The sequence below is a fragment of the Luteimonas sp. S4-F44 genome, from assembly GCF_022637415.1.
Taxonomy (GTDB): domain Bacteria; phylum Pseudomonadota; class Gammaproteobacteria; order Xanthomonadales; family Xanthomonadaceae; genus Luteimonas.
Window position 1 is genome coordinate 2,221,872 of sequence record NZ_CP093340.1, and the last position, 16,975, is coordinate 2,238,846.

Consider the following 16,975-nt stretch of genomic DNA (forward strand, 5'->3'; position numbering starts at 1 on the left):
TTCTACAGATCGAGAACGAGATCGGTGACCGCACTGCTGACGCACAGCTTCAGTGCTGCCGAGGGCTCGCCGTGGACGTGGCCGGTGCGCAGGTCGCGCGCGGCACCGGCGGCCTTGCCGCAAGCGCAGGTGTTGCAGATGCCCATGCGGCAGCCCGAACGGGGCTTGAGCCCCTCGGCTTCGAGCGCTGCGAGCAGGTTGGTGCCGCGCGGTAATGTCAGCGCGCGTCCGCTGCGCGCCAACTGCACCGACACCGTGCCGGTGTCGTCGACCGGCGGACTCGGCGGCGGTGTGAAAGCTTCACTGCGCAACAGCGGCACGCGTCCGTCGAGCAGCCCCTGCGCGGTGGCGACGAAGCCGCCAGGGCCGCAGGCATACACCTGACGCTGTGCAAGATCAGACACCATCGTGTCCAGCAGCGCAGCATTGATCCGGCCGCCCGCTTCGTCGCCGGCCACGGGTGCCTCGCCCGTCAGCACGAAGCGCACGTCGAAGTCGGCGTGGCGTGCGGTCAGCATCCTGAGTTCCTCGACGAAACAGGCCTGCGTGCGATGGCGCGCCCAGTACAGCAGCGTCACCGGCACCGACATGTCATGCGCGGCCAGTTGCCGGATCAGCGCCATCATCGGCGTGATTCCGCTGCCGGCCGCCAGCAGCAGCCAGCGCCCCTGCGGCGCCTCGGGCAGCACCAGATCGCCGAAGCCAGGACCGATGTCGAACACATCGCCGCGCTGCGCGCGCTCGAGCAAGTGCCCGCTGACGCGCCCGCCTTCGACCTGCTTGACCGTGATTGTCAACCGGCCGTCGGCCGCGACCGGGGCATCGAGGCTGTAGCTGCGCGTGACGCGCACGCCATCGATCTCGACGCCGAGGTTCACGTGCTGGCCCGGCTGCGCACCGGTCCAGTGGCGATTGGGCTGCAAGGTCAGCGTGACCGCCCCATCGGCGGCGGGCACCCGGCCCACGACTCGTGCGAGTGGCCGCTCCCAGGTCCAGGTGGGGTGCAGCCGGCGGGCCCAGAAGTCGAACACCGGGGGCGCGACGAAGGGCGCGGCAAGCCGACGAAGCGGGCTGCGCGGGCGGGAGGCAAGCGGGGAGACGGCGGACATGGGGCGACTGTACAGGCATCCGCACAGGCGTGTATACAGTTGTGCATTAATTGTTCAGCGCGCCGTCTCCCGCGGTCAGGCGGGCATTCCGGATGCACTGTTATGCTGGTCGCCCGCTTCACCTGGCTTCCCCTTTGACCGTCACCGCTCCCGCGCCCGCCGGCGATCCCGCCGCTCCGGACGGTCAACCCGGCCGCAAGCCGACCATCGTCCGCGACGACCTGATCGCCGCGACGCTGCGCCTGATCGGTCCGCACCGCAGCGTTTCGACGCTGAGCTTGCGCGAAGTCGCGCGCGAGGCCGGCATCGCCCCCAACAGCTTCTATCGCCAGTTCCACGACATGGACGAACTGGCCGTCGCGCTGATCGACCAGGCCGGCGAATCGCTGCGCCGCATCGTCGGCGATGCCCGCAAGCGCGCGGTCTCGGGTCGCAGCATCGTGCGTGGTTCGCTGGAGGCGTTCATGGAACGTCTGCGCGCCGACGATAAGTTGCTGCACGTGCTGCTGCGCGAAGGCACCGTGGGCTCGGACGCGTTCAAGCGCGCGGTGGACCGGCAACTGCATTTCTTCGAGGACGAACTGCGCGCGGACCTCGTGCGCATCGCCGCCGCCCAGGGCGCAGCCTTTCACGAACCCGCACTGGTGGCGCGCGCAATCACCCGCCTGGTGTTCGCATTGGGCGGCACCGCGCTCGACTCGCCGCCCGAACGCGACGCCGCACTGGTCGACGACCTCGCGAAAATGATCCGCATGTTGCTGCGTGGTGCCGCTGCGGTCGGTGCCGATCGCGCACACCGCGGGTAACGCGCGAAGAGCTGCCCCCCACCCGCCGCGCAACGCGCAGCAACTTCCCCCGCGAGCGGGGAGGTAGATGACAGCAGCGGCGCGTTTTCTCCTCCCGCGCTTGCGAGGCATTGCGCCGTTCACGGGTGGACGCTTGGGATGGCGCAGGTGCGGGAGAACGCGCTGAAACACCCCGCTCTGGCGCATCAGCGCCCTATCGGCCCAGCATCACCTGCTTGCCCGACTCGCCCGCATACACCGCATCCCGGACCTCGCGCGGCAGCGCGCCGGACATTCCCTCGTAAGCGGTGTTGGTCAGCAGCACGACGGTCAGGCCATTGGCCGGATCGACGAACCAGGTGTGGCCGTACACCCCGCCCCACTGCAGCGTGCCAGGACTCTGCGGGGTTGCGGTGGCGGCCGGGTCGATGAGCACGGCGCCGCCATAGCCGAAGCCCCAGCCCGGCCCCTGCGTGGCGGCGACTGTGCCGACGTGGTCGCGCCTCGCCTGGGCGATGGTGGCCGGCTGCAGGAACGGCCCGCGACCATGGAAGACCTCGAGCGCGCGCACGACATCATCGGCCGTGCCCAGCATCCCTGCACCGCCCGACGCGAAAGCCTCGGCATCGAACGCACGCTCGGGATCGAAGCGCAGCGAGACACCCAGCCCCGGCGGCAGCGGCACGTCCAGCGCTCCGGTCATCCGCTGCGGCGCTGGCGCGCCATCGACGTACGGCACCGCGACCCGCGCCGACGGCGCAACCCAGAACGCCGCGTCCGCCATGCCGAGTGGCCCGGTCACGAGCTCGGCCACCGCGCGCGGCAGGTCGGTGCCGTGCGCCTGGGCGACGACTTCGCCGAGCACGTCGATCGCCAACGAGTACCGCCAGCCGGTGCCCGGCGCATAGATCAGTGGCGCGTCGGCGATGCGCTGCACGTTCTGCGTCAGCGTCAGCGCACGCCGGTCGAGCCCATCGGAGATGCCCAGCCGGTGATAAGGCCCATCCGGCGGCTGCGCGCCCGGACTGTCGAGACCGGCGCTGTGGGTGAGCAGGTGGTGCACGGTGATCGTCGGCACGCGGCCGTCGGCCAGCGCGGGGCGGAACTCGGGAATCCAGCGCGTGACCGGGTCGCCTAGCTGCAATCTGCCCTGGTCGACCAGGCGCAGCGCCGCCAGCGTCACGATCGGCTTGCTGACCGAGGCCAGGCGGAACACCGCATCTTCGGGCATCGGGCGGCCGGCCTCGCGGTCGATCTGGCCCACAGCTCGCCGGTAGACAGTGCGCCCATCGCGCTCGACCCGCAGCACCGCACCGACGATCCGCTGCTCGCGCACCGCGGTGTCGAGCACGGCGTCGAGCCGCGTCGCCAGATCGGGCGCCGGTGGCGTGGCCGGTGCGTGGCCGGTGGCGATAGACAGGGCGAACAAGGCGGATAAGGCGGTCATGGCGGACTCTCGGCTTGCGGGGCACACACTGTCCCGCCGGCGACACGCCGGAAACAGCGGACCGGGCTTCACTAGGCTGTAAGTTCTGCTTCATGTCCAAGCACGAAACCCTCGCCGGTCTCGCCGCGTTCCGCAGCGTTGCGCGGCTGGGCAGCTTCACCCGCGCGGCCGATGCCGCCGGCGTCAGCCCGTCGGCGGTGTCCCAGGGCGTGCGTGCGCTCGAGGCCCGGCTCGGTGTGCGGCTCCTGCACCGCAGCAGCCGCCGCGTCACACTGACCGAAGCCGGGCACGCGTTCCTCCAACAGATCGACGCCCCGCTCGACCGGATCGACATCGCCATGCAGCAGGCACGTGCCGGCCGCGGCGCGCCGAGCGGCCTGCTGCGGATCAACCTCTCGCGGCTGGCCGCCGACCTGCTGGTGGTGCCGCAGCTGCCCGCGTTCCTCGCCCGCTATCCCGACATCCAGGTCGAACTGTTCACCGACGACACGCTGTCCGACCTCGTCGTCGGCGGCTTCGATGCCGGCATCCGGCTCGGCCAGTCGCTCGCGCGCGATGTCATTGCCCGGCCGATCGGCGGTGCGCAGCAGCGCGTCGTCGTCGGCACTCCGGACTACCTGCGCCGGCACGGCGTGCCGGCCGCGCCGGGCGACCTGGCCGCACACGACTGCATCCGCTTCCGCCTGCCTGGCAGCGGCCGCATCGAGGCCTGGCGCTTCGCCGAGGCCGGCGGCCCTTTCGAGCTGGCTGTTCACGGTCGTCTGGTGTTCGCCGACGATCGCCTCGTGCGCGAAGCCGCGCGCGACGGCCTGGGCCTGTCGCGACAATTCGTGCAGAGCATCACCGAGGACCTCGCCGCCGGACGCCTGGTCGAGGTGCTGGCGGACTACCGTTGCGCGCAGCCCGGCTTTTATCTCTACTTCCCGGCACGCGAACTGATGGCACCGAAGCTGCGTGTGTTCGTGGATTTCTTCTGCGAGGCGGTGCCGACGCCGCCACCAGGCAGCCACCCCCGGGGCTTCAGTTTAAATTACGATTAGTAGGTTGCGATTCGTAGGAAATCATCCTCCCCCGGATCTCCCATGCACGCGCTCGTTGTCGTCGCCCATCCCAACCCCGCCTCCCTGACTCACGCCATCGCCGCCCACCTCGTCGCTGGCATCGAAGCCGGCGGCCATACGGCAGAGACCGCCGATCTGGCCGCGGAAGGCTTCGATCCCCGGTTCAACCAAGACGACCTCGCGCTGTTCCATCAACAAGCGTCCCCGCCGAGCGACGTGGCCGCCGAACACGCGCGTATTGAGCGCGCCGACGCGCTGGCGCTGGTGTATCCGATCTACTGGTGGTCGTTCCCCGCACTGCTCAAGGGCTGGATTGATCGCGTCTTCACCAATGGCTGGGCCTACGACCAGGACGCGGGCGGTAGGCTGCGCAAAAAGCTGGAACTGCCGGTGCACCTGATCGCCAACGGCGGCGCCGACCAGCGCACGATGGCACGGCATGGGTACTTCGGCGCGATGAAGACCCAGATCGACCACGGCATCTTCGATTACTGTGGCGCCCGCGTGCTGACCTCCGAACTGCTGCTCGCCTCCGATGCCGGCTTTCCACAGGCCCACCTCGACACGGCCCATGCGCTGGGCCAGCGTGTGTTTGCACCCCGCCCCTAACGCCACTGGACACCCCGCCTTGCCTACGCCCGCGCCCGCCAACAGCCGCCGCCGACTCCCGCGAGCCGAACGCACGCGTCAGTTGCTGGACGCCGCCTGGACGCTGATCGGCCACGACGGCACGGACGCCCTGACGCTGGCCAAGCTGGCCGAGTCCGCAGGCGTGACCAAGCCTGTCGTCTACGACCACTTCGGCACGCGCAACGGCCTGCTGGCGGCGCTGTACGAGGACTTCGACGTGCGCCAGACGGCGCTCTTCGACGCCGCCGTCGCCGCCGCACGGCCAACGTTGCAGGCCAAGGCCCGCACTATCGCCACCAGCTACGTGGACTGCGTGTTGGCACAGGGCGCGGAGATCGCCGGCGTGCTGGCCGCACTCTGCGGCTCGCCCGAACTGGCCGCCGTCAAACGCCGTTACCAGCACACGTTTCTGGACAAGTGTGCAGCGGTCCTCGCCCCATTCGCCGGCCCGGCGGGCCTGTCGACAGCGTCGCTCTGGGCGATGCTCGGCGCGGCCGATGCCCTATCCGATGCCGCCTGCGCCGGCGACATCACACCTGCGCAGGCCCAGGACGAACTCGAACAGACGATCGTGTCGGTGGTTCGGCGCTGCAAGTAAGCACCATGCGCGCGTTCGCTACGAACGGCTGGTCAGTCGACGGATCGCTCGCATCAAGTGCCGCTCAAGCTCGGCGACCACCACATCCAATGCATGCACGTCGTTTTCGCAGCATCTGATCCCGCTGGATGTCTTGGTGGAGCACATGGATACGAATCCTCGGAACAATCTCAACTTGAGCCAAGTTCTTATATCGCCTGAGAGATGAGTCCATGGCGGCCAAGGACTTGGCGCTGCCGGACACCAGAAGGCGTCCGGCAGCGCCTAAGCCGAACCGCTCAATGCACCCGATACGCCGGTGCGGCCGTGCGCAGGTGGGTACGGCGATGTGCGAGATGCGCCACGCCAGCGCCATAGCGGGGCCGGGGTTCTTCGACGCCGTGGATCGGCCGCGAGGCGACGCCGAGGCGCTGCGTCTCGATCTGATCCAACAACACACGGGCATCATCCGCGCCTTCGGAGATCGCCAGGCCCAGCGTCGACAAGGTGTCGTCGGCGAGATCGTCCGCGTGATCGGAGGCAATGACGTCACCATGCGCGGCAATCGTCTGCAACAGCCTCCCCAGCGCATCGGCCTGGTCCGTCGTCAGGCCGAAGACAAACGGCTCGCCGTCCGTGCACTGGCCGAACGAGGTCGCTGCAGGTGCGTCCTCGGCCTGGCCGGTCGACGCGCGCGACGCCTGGTCGCCGGGCCGTGCCGTCTTGACCGCGCGTTCGGCAGGCACCGCATCGTCCTCGTCCATCGACGCGGACGTTGCGTCCTCGGCAGTGCGGTCGGCCGCATTCCGCCACGCCGGCCAGTCCAGCACCTCCATCACGCTGTCGATCTGCTCGGCCAGCTGCTCCATGCAGAACTGCAACTCCTGCCAGTCCAGTTGCGGCGGGTCGTCTTCACTGGTGCGCGGCTCGGCCAGCCGCGCGATGAAGCGCATGAACACGCGCAGCCGCTCCAGGCGGAACTGCGCATCCACCGACAGGTAGTAACCCAGGTGTTCGTCCGTGTCGTTCGGTGATCCGGTCATGATTGACCTCCATGTGTGGGGGAAAACGTCCTTCGATCCGTTTCAGGCGGCTCGCGACGCGACACATCGCGTGCGACCGCAGATCGCGCTGCAACACCAAGCACGGATCGTCAGCTTGTTGCAGTGCGTAACGTCGACAGCGCCGGACTGATGTGCTTTTCCACCCTCTTGGTGGAGATGCCCATTCGTGCCGCGATCTGGTCGTAGGTCAGCCCATCGAACCTGCTCAATTCAAAGGCCTGCCGACACTTGGCCGGCAAGCCGGGCAGCCCACGCGCCAGCACGGCAACCAGCGTCGAACGCATCTCCACGATCTCCTCGACCGGAGCCAGCAGCGCCGGCAGCATGCCAGCATCGTCCAGGCCGACATGCTGTGCGGCATGTCGGCGCCCGCGAGCGCGTCTGAACTCGATTATCAAGTTCTGTGCAATCCGATACATCAGGCGCGTATGGCTTTCGATGTCAGGATTCTCCCGATACGACAGTAGGCGCACGAGTGTTTCCTGGGTCAGATCTTCGGCCAGATCCGCGTGGCGAACGCGGCGACGCAAGTACCTCAAGCAATTCGACGCAAGCCCGGCACCGCGGCATCGAACCGCGCCCGCGCCTTGGGCCTACTCATCGTCCTTGGCGGACCCGCCGGGTCCATCGGCCAGTACCTGACGGATCTTGTCGAAGTAGCTGTCCTCCAGCACGCGCTCCAGTTCTTCGCGCGTGCGCGCCTCCGACAGGCGGCGCCGCAACTCGTTCTCCTTGACCGAGCGCGACTTGCGACTGTCGACATCACAGCTGGCCGCAGGGTCGACCGTGACGTTCATCCCAAGCCGCTGCGCACCTACTGTGTCGAGAATCTCCTGCGCCTCGAGCCCGGCGCGAAAGATCGCGTGCCCAAGCGTGGACACCGTATGTTCCTGCAGGAGGGGGACATCCCCCATCGCGAGTACATCACCCAGGGCGGTGATCGATTGCAGCAAGTGGTCGAGTCGATCCACCTGATCCAGCGTGACCCCGGCCATCATCCGTTGCGTTGTCATGTCGGCGAGCTTCCTGTGCAGTGAGTCCAGAGAAGTCAGTCCGGGTGTCCCCGCAGAGGCCACAGGCCGCGCGCCCCCCCCTGGCCTGACCTGCACTGCGAAGCTTCCGTCACCCTCAATCTGAATTTTAGATAATCAAAGCCGGGCGCGCAACGTCAGCGCAGCGCGCCCGGCCCACCCCTCATCCGATCAGTGCAGCGCAGCCCCGTAAGTCGGACGCGGCTCACGCACACCCGTCGGTGGCCGCGACGACGCATGCAACTGCTGCTCCTGTACCTGCTCAAGAATCTCGCGCACCGTGTCGGCGCCCTCCGAGATCGCCAGCCCCAGCGTCGAGATCGTGGCGTCAGCCAGATCGTCATCATGACCGGACGCCAGCACATCGCCATGCGCCATCAGCGTCTGCACCAGACGGTCCAACGCATCGGCCTGATCGATGGTGACGCCGAACACGAAGTCCGCGGGCACCTCGGCCGCCTGGGCTGCGCGCGCCTTGGCGTAAACGCCCATCGTCACACCCTCCGCCGCGTCATCGGCATCCGCGGCCTCTGCAGGCTCCACGTCTTCGGGCGGCGTGTACGCATCCTGCCGCGCTACGCGGCGCCCGCCCACGAACCGGCGCGCCAGTCTGTCGACCGGACGCGCCCCATGCTCGGCCAGGCCGATCGGCACGTCCACTGCCACGACCCGGGCCCGCCGATGGTCATCCAAGAGCGCCTTTGGGCTGGCGTACACCGCGAACGTGAGCCCCGCGCTGGCACGCCAGACGGCGAACCAGCCGGCCCCAGCGCCGTCCACTCCCACGCAGTCCATTGGTCGCATCCTCGTCCGCCGCCGACCCGCCTATACTGCCAGCCAACAGGGAACGGACCTCACTGCTTGAGCCAGGACATCAAGGCCCTCCAGGCCTCATTGCGGGCCTTCGCGCAAGCGCGCGACTGGGAGCAGTTCCATAGCCCCAAGAACCTCGCCGCCTCGCTGTCGATCGAGGCGGCCGAAGTGCTGGAGCACTTCCAGTGGCTCACCGAGGCGCAGAGCCGCCAGCTCGATGCCGAGCGCACGGCGCAGGTGGCCGACGAGATCGCCGACGTGCTGCTCTATCTGCTGCAACTGGCCGACAAGTTGGGCATCGACCCGCTGGCCGCCGCACGCGACAAGCTCGCCCGCAATGCCGAGCGCTATCCCGTCGAGCGCGCCAAGGGCAGCAGCGCCAAGTACACCGAGCTCTAACCACAGGCCTACCGGGGGAGCCGGCCGCGTGATCGTTTACCAGTCCACCAAGCAACAGTTTCTCGACGACAGCGACAACCGCGATATCGAGGATCTGATCCGCGATGCGTACCTGCGCAAGACCGGGCGCTACGCCAGCGAGAGCGAGTCCCGCGCCTGGCACGGCTCCTTGCGTGAGATGGCGCGCGTGCTGCGCGACCGGCAGATTCCCAACGACACCGGCATCGGCGTCGAGTTCGGCATTCCACAAAGCGGCAAGCGCATCGATTTCATCCTCTCCGGCCATGCCGAGAACGGCACGCCGCATGTGGTCATCGTCGAGCTCAAGCAGTGGTCGAGCGCGCGCCTGAGCGAAAAGGACGGCCTCATCGTCGCCAACCGGGGCGGCCGCCGCGAGACCGAAGGCCCGCACCCCAGCTATCAGGCGTGGTCCTACGCCGCGCTGCTCGACGGCTTCAACGAGGCCGTCTACGACAGCGGCACCGAACTGCGGCCATGCGCCTATCTGCACAACTACCGCGACGACGGCGTCATCCGCCACCCGCATTACGCGCCCTACCTCGACAAGGCACCGCTGTTCCTCCGAGGTGACGATGAGCTGGAACGCCTGCGCGCATTCATCCGCCAGCACGTGCGCAGGGGCGACGGCGGCGCCCTGCTCTACCAGATCGAGAACGGCCGCATCCGCCCCTCCAAGATGCTGGCCGACAGCGTCGTCAAAATGCTCAAGGGCAATCGCGAGTTCGTGCTGATCGACGACCAGAAGGTGGTCTACGAGACCTGCCTGGCGCGATCTGTGGAAGCCAGCCCAGAGCGCAAGCAAGTGGTCATCGTCAAAGGTGGCCCGGGCACCGGCAAGTCCGTCGTGGCGGTGAACCTGCTGGTCGAGTTGACCAAGCGGGGGCTGGTAACCCAGTACGTGTCCAAGAACGCCGCGCCGCGTGCGGTGTACGCACAGAAGCTAGCCGGTCACCTGCGCAAGGCGGAGATCGGCGCCTTGTTCTCAGGCTCCGGCCGGTTCCACACCGCCGAGCCCCATGTCTTCGACACGCTGGTCGTGGACGAGGCGCACCGCCTCAATGCCAAGAGCGGCCTATACGGCAACCTCGGCCAGAACCAGGTGATGGAACTGATCCGCAGCGCCAAGTGCACGATCTTCTTCGTCGACGACGACCAGATCGTGACCCTGGCCGACATTGGCCACACGAACGAACTCGTCCAGTGGGCCAACGCCGCCGGCGCTCAGGTGACGATGCTGGAACTTGCCTCCCAGTTCCGCTGCAGCGGCTCGGATGGCTATATCGCATGGCTCGACGACTGGCTGGGCCTGCGCGAGACCGCTAACCCGGACTTCGACCGCGACACCTTCGACTTTCGCATCGTCGACTCCCCGGTCGAGTTGCACGATTTGATCCGCGAAAAGAACAAGGTCAACAACAAGTCGCGCGTTGTGGCGGGCTACTGCTGGGACTGGAACAGCAAGAAGAACCCGAACGCCGACGACATCGTGATCCCGGAGTTCGGCTATCGCGCGCAGTGGAACCTGGACCGCGACGGCAGCCTCTGGATCGTGGCAGAAGATTCGGTCGAACAGGTCGGCTGCATCCACACCTGCCAGGGCCTGGAGCTGGACTACGTCGGCGTGATCATCGGCCCGGACCTGCAATCATGCGACGGCCAGCTGGTCACCGCCCCCGAACATCGCTCGCGCATGGACCGCTCGATTCGCGGCTACAAGACGCTGATGAAGCAGGACCCCGAAGCCACGCGGGAGCGTGTGGATCGGATCATCCGCAACACGTACAAGACGCTGATGAGCCGGGGGATGAAAGGGTGCTACGTGTATGCGACGAATATCAATCGCATCCCGTATCAATTCCCCGATCTGCGCTGAAACCGGCAAATACCGAATTTTCAGTTGCGAAAAATCGCGACCTAGCGCACAGTACCTAAGCCGCGGGGGGGCGGCACAGGGGGATGAGCGATGGACAGCTCCACGATCCGGTTCGACCGCGGTCTCTTCGGCGACGAAGTCATCGCGCGCACGGCACACCGCTATACGAATTTCTTCCACGTTGCCATCCACAGCAATGCTGACGAGATCGGCGTGACGCTCACACCGCGTGCTGGTGTCGAGCGCCCCTCTGACTTGGAAGCCCGATTTCGGGACGACGCACTGGACGAGCGCCTGCGGCAATCTGTTCGCGAGGAGACATGCGACCTGCACGCGGAACTGATCCGTGCAGCGCTACGCGAAGCGCTGCCGCGGCGCACGGATAGCACGCCATGAAGTTTCGTCCCGCAGAGGCGTTTACCGGCTCTGCTCAGAGCTACCGCCTGCTTCCTCTTCGCTTTCGTCGCCTCTCATGGGATCGCGACCGCGTGTTCGTCTCGTCGTTGGCGGGCGATTGGCTGATCATGAGTCGAGACGCATTTGATCAGTTCGTTAACCACGCGCTGGACATGCATGATCCTTTGCTGGCGGATTTGCAGTCGCGTCACCTCGCAGTGATCGATCCGCAGCGCAGCACGCTTGCACCATTGCTAAGCCAGTATCGAACCCGGAAGTCCTACCTGTTCGGGGGGCCGGCGCTTCATATCTTCGTGGTGTCGCTGCGATGTCACCACACTTGCAACTATTGCCAAGTATCCCGTCAGCAGGCCTCGGCGACGGCCTTCGATCTAAATGAGTACTCCGCCAACCTTGCGGTCGAACGCCTGTTCGAGTGGCCGTCGCGCGAGCTGACCATCGAATTCCAGGGGGGAGAGCCACTACTCAATTTTGAGCAGGTGAGGGCTATCACCGAACGGATCGTTGCGCTTAATGTCGTCGAGAAGCGTGCGTTGCGCTTTGTGCTGGCCTCTACCTTGCATGATCTCACCGATGCGCAATTGGCTTTTTTCCAGGAACACCGCTTCAAACTCTCGACCTCGCTTGATGGCCCTGAGTGGCTACACAACGCAAATCGGCCAAGGCCAGAGCGCGACAGCTACCGGCGTACGGTCGAGGGCATGGCGCGTGGCCGCAAGGCGCTGGGGGATGATGCTGTATCGGCACTGACCACACTGACCCGCCGCAGCCTTGAGGCGCCCGAAGCCATCATCGATGAGTATCGGAAACTCGGCCTCCATTCCATCTCGTTGCGTCCGCTAAGCCCCTACGGCTTTGCCGCAAAGACGCGCGAGCGCAACGGCTACAGCACGGCGAATTATCTTGCGTTCTACAGGCGAGCGCTGGAGCATCTGCTGGCGGTCAACCGCTCCGGCTACGTCATGGATGAGACGTTTGCCAGTTTGCTGCTCTCGCAGTTACTTGGTCCTTTCGGGCACGGCTACGTGGACCTGCGCTCGCCTACAGGCGGGGGCTTCGGTGCGGTCATCTACGACTACGATGGTCAGGTGTACCCCTCCGACGAAGCGCGCATGCTGGCGGCCATGGGGGATACCTCGTTCGCACTCGGTCACGTGGCTCAGTCAGTGAGTGATTGGTTGGCTTCACCGGCCATGGCACGCCTGATGGCTGCCGGGGTGTCCGAGTCACTGCCCACATGTAGCGATTGTGCCTACGTCCCGATGTGCGGCGCAGACCCCATCGAGCACTATGCCCGTCAGGGTGACGCCATTGGTCACCGCCCAACGAGCGACTTCTGCCAGCGGCAGATGGGAATGTTCGATTTTTTGCTGCAGCGCTATGAGTCCGCCGATACCGCGGACCGGCGTGTGCTGGAAAGCTGGGCTTTCGGGAATATCAGTAGTCCCCACGAAGCAGAGGACGCACTCGATGCTGCCGCTTGAAACCAAAGCTGCGGTGACCGGCCTGACGAGTCCGCTACTAGTCAAGCTTGCTGGGCTACACGAACTCGCCGAGGACCAGTACCCGCTCGAGCGAATGGCTTTGGATTTGAGATCGATTCCCAAGGCCGCGATGACACCTGAACTTCTCGACCTACGATGGGGCGCACTCATCGGTACCCAGCCATGGGAGGACGTCGTCTCAGACGGTCTACTTGCGCAGGTCTGGTCGTCCGGACGTCCTGTGGCGGCGCTGCAAGGCGACAGCGCCATCGCCAAACCCGGCGACGTCCTTGAGCTAGACCCCTACCGTCAGCGCGCCGCCGTGCGCTATCGTCGCGGCGACAATGGCAATGTGCTTTTCGCTACCGAGCGCTGCAACAGCTATTGCCTGATGTGTTCCCAGCCGCCGCGCCAGGTTGAGGATGATTGGCGGGTTCAGCATCTTTGCGATCTGGTGGAGCTCATCGACGACACCGAGCCATCGCTGGCGATCAGCGGCGGGGAACCGACACTGTTGGGCGATGGTCTCGCTACTGTTGTAGCGAAGTGCTCGGAGCGCCTGCCCAGTACGCACTTACACGTACTGTCCAATGGTCGTCTTCTCGGCAGCACCGACCTCGCTAACCAGTTCGAGCGCATCCATCCCCGTTTGACCTGGGGTATACCACTCTATGGGGATCACTACGCCTTGCACGACTACGTGGTCCAGAGTGAGGGCGCATTCGCGCAGACCCTCCGCGGCCTGTATGCACTCGAGGCGGCCAAGCAACGCATCGAGATCCGCGTCGTACTAGTGAAACCATCGCTCGAACGTCTGGAGGCGCTTGCTCGCTTCATTCTTCGCAACCTTCCGTTTGTCGAGCATGTCGCGCTGATGGGCATCGAGCCGACCGGCTTTGCCAAGGCGCACCACGCGGCACTCTGGGCAGACCCGGCCGACTACAGCGCGCAGCTGCAAGGTGCAGTGAATGCTTTGAGCCGTCGCGGAATGGATGTTTCGCTTTACAACCTGCCCTTATGCACCATTCCGGAATCGCTTTGGCCGTTCGCGCGTCAAAGCATTTCCAACTGGAAGAACGATTACCTCGATGCATGTACCCCATGCGCTGTAAAGCATCGCTGCGGTGGCTTCTTCTCCTGGGTGACCCCCCAATGGACGAGCCGCGCAGTCATCCCCATTGAACTCGATCTGGAGGCCGCCTGATGTCTGCTGCTCTCATCCTCACAGGCGGCGCACTAGGCGCCTTCGCGCCGGAGCCCCCACAACGCCCGACAGACCTGCTGCAACTTGCCGCCGCGGATGCCAAGTACTCGACCGTGTTGAGCTCATCGCTCAACGCCGGGCTCGACAACCTCTATGCAGGCCATCGAAGCCATAGTTCGCACCGGTCACACAGTTCGCACCGGTCGCATTCGTCAGGCTCGGGCAGTTCATACCGCTCCTATACTCCACCATCGACTTACCCGCCTCCGCCGCGGCCACCAACACCCACGCCAAGTCAGGTGAGACCACTCGACGAGTCGCGCAACCCCCAATCCACAGGCACGGGAACCAACCTGAGTCCCGCAACGCTGCAGACCCAAGCGCCGCAGCGGAATGCTGAAGACCTGAGCATGCTGATAATGCGGGTGCAGGCCGCGCTCTTTTCTCGCAACTACGATCCAGGTGCGATTGACGGCGTGATGAGCCCCAAGACCCAAACGGCGCTGCGTGCGTTTCAGACCGCTTATGGCCTCAGGGTCACAGGTACGATGACGACCGAGACGCTGACGGCGTTGAGCGTGAGGCTGTAAGTCGAGCGGGTTTGCAATCAGCAAGCGAGAGGCGTTGCCTACACCTCGGGCGTGACAGCAGCCTTGCATCGACCACCCCGCCTGCCTCGTCACACGATCACAGGCGCCACATCCCCCACCGGCGCAGCCGCCCGCGCGTTTCCAGCAGGTCCACGGCCAGGTCGAGTTCGTCGTCGGCCAGCAACGGGCCGTCGCCGGCGATGGCGTAGCCCACCCAGCGGCCGCGGCCTTCATGCTTGGCGCGGTAGAGCGCGGCGTCGGCGATGCGCAGGCTCAGCGGCCAGTCGCCGCTGCGGCTGGAGTGCGCGGGAAACAGGCTGGCGCCCATCGAGACGCTGAGCGCAACGGTCCCCGTCGGGCGCACCAGTGGTTCGGCCTGCAGGCGTTCGCGCAGGCGGCGGAACAAGGCCGGGGCGTCGGCGAGTGTGCTCCCGGGGCAGATCCACAGGAATTCTTCGCCGCCCCAGCGGGCGATGACGTCGCCGGTGCGGCCGCAGTCGCGCAGGATGTCGCCCAGGTGCATCAGCGCGTGGTCGCCGCCTTCGTGGCCGTGCAGGTCGTTGACGCGCTTGAAGTGGTCGAGGTCGAGCAGTGCGACGAGCATCGGCGGCTGCGGCTGTCCCTGGGCCTGCGCGGCGACGCGTGTGTCGAGCCAGGTCTGCACGTAGCGGCGGTTGCGCAGGCCGGTCAGTGCGTCTTCTTCGCTCTGGCGGCGGATGGCGGCGTTGAGCTGTTCCAGTTCGCGGTGCTGGGCCTCGATCTCGACATTCTTACGGGCAAGTTCGGCATTGGCGTGACGGCGGCGGTGGCCTTCGCGCAGTTTCAGCACCACGAATGTGCCCAGCGCCAGCAAGGCAGCCAGCAGGCCGTAGACGATGCTGCGCTGGCGTTGTTCGCTGGTCTGCAGCGCGGCGAAGGCGACCTGTTCGTCGGCACGGGCGCGCTCGACGGCGGCCAGTTCGCTCTCCTTGCGGGCCAGGCCGATGGCCGATTCGAGTTCGGCGATACGGGTGCGCGATTCGACGTTCACCGATTCGTCGTTGAGCGCCTTGTACTCGCGCATCAGCGCAAGCGCCTCGCGGTGACGGCCCAGCGCATCGAGGGTGTCGATCATGCGTGGGTAGAGCTCCAGCCGGCGGGGCACGTTGTCGGACTGGGCGAACAGTGCGCGCGAGCGCTCGAACGCGACCGCCGCGGCCTCGTGTTCGCCCAGGTCCGCATGCGCGGCGCCGATGTTGGAGTAGACGATGGCGGCCTCGCCGTTGTCGCCGGCGCCTTCGATCGCAGCGGCGGCTTCGCGCAACAGCGGCAGCGCCTCGCGCGGACGCTCGAGCCGACGCAGCACGTGGGCCAGGTTGTTGAGCGCGGCCACCGGCGATGCGCCCTCGGCGCGGGCGCTGTCGAGTGCCTGGCGGTACAACGCCTCGGCCTGGCCCAGGCGGGCAGCGCCTTCATAGGCCGAGCCGAGATTGCTCAGAATCTCGGCGCGCGGCAGCCTGGGCCGGGGGTTGGCGTCATAGGCGGCCAGCGCGCGGCGGCCGTACTCGATGGCTTTGGGCCAATCCTGGGCGTAGACGAAGACGCCGGTGGCGTTGTGGAGCAAGGCCGGGTCCGCCGGACGGTTGAGCGCCTTGCCCACGCGCTCGACTTCCAGCAAGGCCTCGATCGCCTCCGGCATGCGGCCCTGCTGGGCGGAGATGATGAAGACGATCTGGTTGGCGTTGTACTCCACCAGGTGCGGGTGCGTGGGCACCTTCGACAGCGCGATGCGCGCCACGCGCAAGGCGTCGTCCTGCGCGCCCACGTTGTAGTAGGACGCGGCGAGTTGCCGCCACAGCTCGGCGAGACCGTGCTCGCCGCCGAGGCGGGTTTCCAGGCGCGCGGTCTCGTCCTCGAGCTCGGCAATGCGGGCCGCGTCGCGGGCCACCCAGATCGCACCGTTGAGCTGCTTGAGCAGCCGCAGCATCTGCTCGGGCGTCAGCGGCGCGCGGGTGCGCAGCGCACTGCCGATCTCGACCACGACATCGCGTCGGCTGGCAGCGCCAGCCGCATCGATCAGGGCCAGGCCCAGGGCGATATCCGGGTCCGCCGATGCGTTCGCCTGCCATACCGGTTCTCCCATGCGCAGCGCGGTGGCCGGGTCGCGGGGCGTGAGTTCGGCGACGCAGGCCGGCACGTCCGCCGGTGTGGTGCAGGGGTCGGCAGTCACCGGCTCGGCGGCCAACGAGGGGCCGGCGGCGGCGAGCAGCCACGGCAACAGCAACGAATGCGAACGGGCGCAATGCGACATGGACAGGTCCCCAGCAAGACACTGGCGCGCTGGCGTTCCCTGGCCGATCGGCGCGCCGCCGTCGATCGCCCTCCCCGGTCTGCGACCGATGTCGCATCGTCCGTCCGGATTCTTCGTATCGGCAGCGGCTGCCCGATCTGTAGTGAAGATTACGTGATGATTGTCACGCGTGGGAAGTGA

At 66.6% G+C, this 16,975-nt stretch carries 17 protein-coding genes; 10 read left to right on the plus strand and 7 right to left on the minus strand.

What is annotated here, in order from left to right; translation table 11 throughout:
* Positions 1 to 2: 2 nt before the first annotated feature.
* Positions 3 to 1,109: a ferredoxin reductase gene (locus tag MNO14_RS10185; RefSeq protein WP_241943645.1), complete on the minus strand. Its 1,107-nt coding sequence runs from the start codon at positions 1,107 to 1,109 to the stop codon at positions 3 to 5.
* Positions 1,110 to 1,243: 134 nt separating this feature from the next.
* Here MNO14_RS10185 and fabR point away from each other — a divergent pair, with 134 nt between their 5' ends.
* A complete protein-coding gene (gene fabR, locus MNO14_RS10190; RefSeq protein WP_241943646.1) occupies positions 1,244 to 1,915 on the plus strand; it encodes an HTH-type transcriptional repressor FabR in 672 nt (223 codons plus the stop codon).
* Between the two features lie 193 nt (positions 1,916 to 2,108).
* Here the strand turns inward: fabR and MNO14_RS10195 are convergent, their stop codons facing one another.
* On the minus strand, positions 2,109 to 3,341 hold the full coding sequence (locus tag MNO14_RS10195; RefSeq protein ID WP_241943647.1) for a serine hydrolase domain-containing protein: 1,233 nt from the start codon (positions 3,339 to 3,341) through the stop codon (positions 2,109 to 2,111).
* Between the two features lie 92 nt (positions 3,342 to 3,433).
* On the opposite strand from MNO14_RS10195, the gene MNO14_RS10200 reads away from it, so the two are divergent.
* From MNO14_RS10200 to MNO14_RS10210, 3 genes are read left to right on the plus strand one after another with little or no spacing between them, the layout of a single operon-like run.
* Complete coding sequence (locus tag MNO14_RS10200) at positions 3,434 to 4,381, plus strand: LysR family transcriptional regulator (RefSeq protein ID WP_241943648.1); 948 nt, start codon at positions 3,434 to 3,436, stop codon at positions 4,379 to 4,381.
* Between the two features lie 42 nt (positions 4,382 to 4,423).
* Positions 4,424 to 5,011: an NAD(P)H-dependent oxidoreductase gene (locus MNO14_RS10205; protein WP_241943649.1), complete on the plus strand. Its 588-nt coding sequence runs from the start codon at positions 4,424 to 4,426 to the stop codon at positions 5,009 to 5,011.
* A 19-nt stretch (positions 5,012 to 5,030) separates the two neighbouring features.
* A complete protein-coding gene (locus MNO14_RS10210; protein WP_241943650.1) occupies positions 5,031 to 5,630 on the plus strand; it encodes a TetR/AcrR family transcriptional regulator in 600 nt (199 codons plus the stop codon).
* Between the two features lie 278 nt (positions 5,631 to 5,908).
* Here MNO14_RS10210 and MNO14_RS10215 read toward each other — a convergent pair whose 3' ends face one another.
* The 4 genes from MNO14_RS10215 to MNO14_RS10230 form a co-directional block, all read right to left on the minus strand.
* Complete coding sequence (locus MNO14_RS10215; protein ID WP_241943651.1) at positions 5,909 to 6,652, minus strand: hypothetical protein; 744 nt, start codon at positions 6,650 to 6,652, stop codon at positions 5,909 to 5,911.
* Between the two features lie 110 nt (positions 6,653 to 6,762).
* On the minus strand, positions 6,763 to 7,203 hold the full coding sequence (locus MNO14_RS10220; protein ID WP_241943652.1) for a sigma-70 family RNA polymerase sigma factor: 441 nt from the start codon (positions 7,201 to 7,203) through the stop codon (positions 6,763 to 6,765).
* A gap of 63 nt (positions 7,204 to 7,266) precedes the next feature.
* Positions 7,267 to 7,686: a hypothetical protein gene (locus MNO14_RS10225; RefSeq protein ID WP_241943653.1), complete on the minus strand. Its 420-nt coding sequence runs from the start codon at positions 7,684 to 7,686 to the stop codon at positions 7,267 to 7,269.
* 189 nt (positions 7,687 to 7,875) lie between these two features.
* Positions 7,876 to 8,499, minus strand: a complete 624-nt coding sequence (locus MNO14_RS10230; protein ID WP_241943654.1) for a DUF429 domain-containing protein — start codon at positions 8,497 to 8,499, stop codon at positions 7,876 to 7,878.
* A 66-nt stretch (positions 8,500 to 8,565) separates the two neighbouring features.
* Between MNO14_RS10230 and MNO14_RS10235 the strand changes: the two genes are divergently transcribed.
* The 6 genes from MNO14_RS10235 to hxsA all read left to right on the plus strand — a co-directional run bounded on the left by MNO14_RS10235 (position 8,566) and on the right by hxsA (position 14,505).
* Entirely contained in the window at positions 8,566 to 8,916 is a 351-nt protein-coding gene (locus MNO14_RS10235; RefSeq protein ID WP_241943655.1) for a nucleotide pyrophosphohydrolase, read from the plus strand.
* A gap of 28 nt (positions 8,917 to 8,944) precedes the next feature.
* Complete coding sequence (locus MNO14_RS10240) at positions 8,945 to 10,810, plus strand: DUF2075 domain-containing protein (RefSeq protein WP_241943656.1); 1,866 nt, start codon at positions 8,945 to 8,947, stop codon at positions 10,808 to 10,810.
* Between the two features lie 90 nt (positions 10,811 to 10,900).
* Positions 10,901 to 11,206 carry a hypothetical protein gene (locus MNO14_RS10245; protein ID WP_241943657.1) on the plus strand — a complete coding sequence of 102 codons (306 nt, stop codon included), beginning with the start codon at positions 10,901 to 10,903 and terminating at the stop codon, positions 11,204 to 11,206.
* Complete coding sequence (gene hxsB / locus MNO14_RS10250) at positions 11,203 to 12,711, plus strand: His-Xaa-Ser system radical SAM maturase HxsB (protein ID WP_241943658.1); 1,509 nt, start codon at positions 11,203 to 11,205, stop codon at positions 12,709 to 12,711. Before MNO14_RS10245 ends, hxsB begins: the two co-directional genes overlap by 4 nt.
* A complete protein-coding gene (hxsC, locus tag MNO14_RS10255) occupies positions 12,698 to 13,915 on the plus strand; it encodes a His-Xaa-Ser system radical SAM maturase HxsC (protein ID WP_241943659.1) in 1,218 nt (405 codons plus the stop codon). The genes hxsB and hxsC overlap by 14 nt, the downstream gene beginning before the upstream one ends.
* The gene (gene hxsA, locus MNO14_RS10260) at positions 13,915 to 14,505 is read left to right on the plus strand and encodes a His-Xaa-Ser repeat protein HxsA (RefSeq protein WP_241943660.1); all 591 of its coding nucleotides are present in this window, start codon (positions 13,915 to 13,917) and stop codon (positions 14,503 to 14,505) included. Before hxsC ends, hxsA begins: the two co-directional genes overlap by 1 nt.
* Before the next feature lie 97 nt (positions 14,506 to 14,602).
* Here the strand turns inward: hxsA and MNO14_RS10265 are convergent, their stop codons facing one another.
* Complete coding sequence (locus MNO14_RS10265) at positions 14,603 to 16,795, minus strand: diguanylate cyclase (RefSeq protein WP_241943661.1); 2,193 nt, start codon at positions 16,793 to 16,795, stop codon at positions 14,603 to 14,605.
* Positions 16,796 to 16,975: the final 180 nt, after the last annotated feature.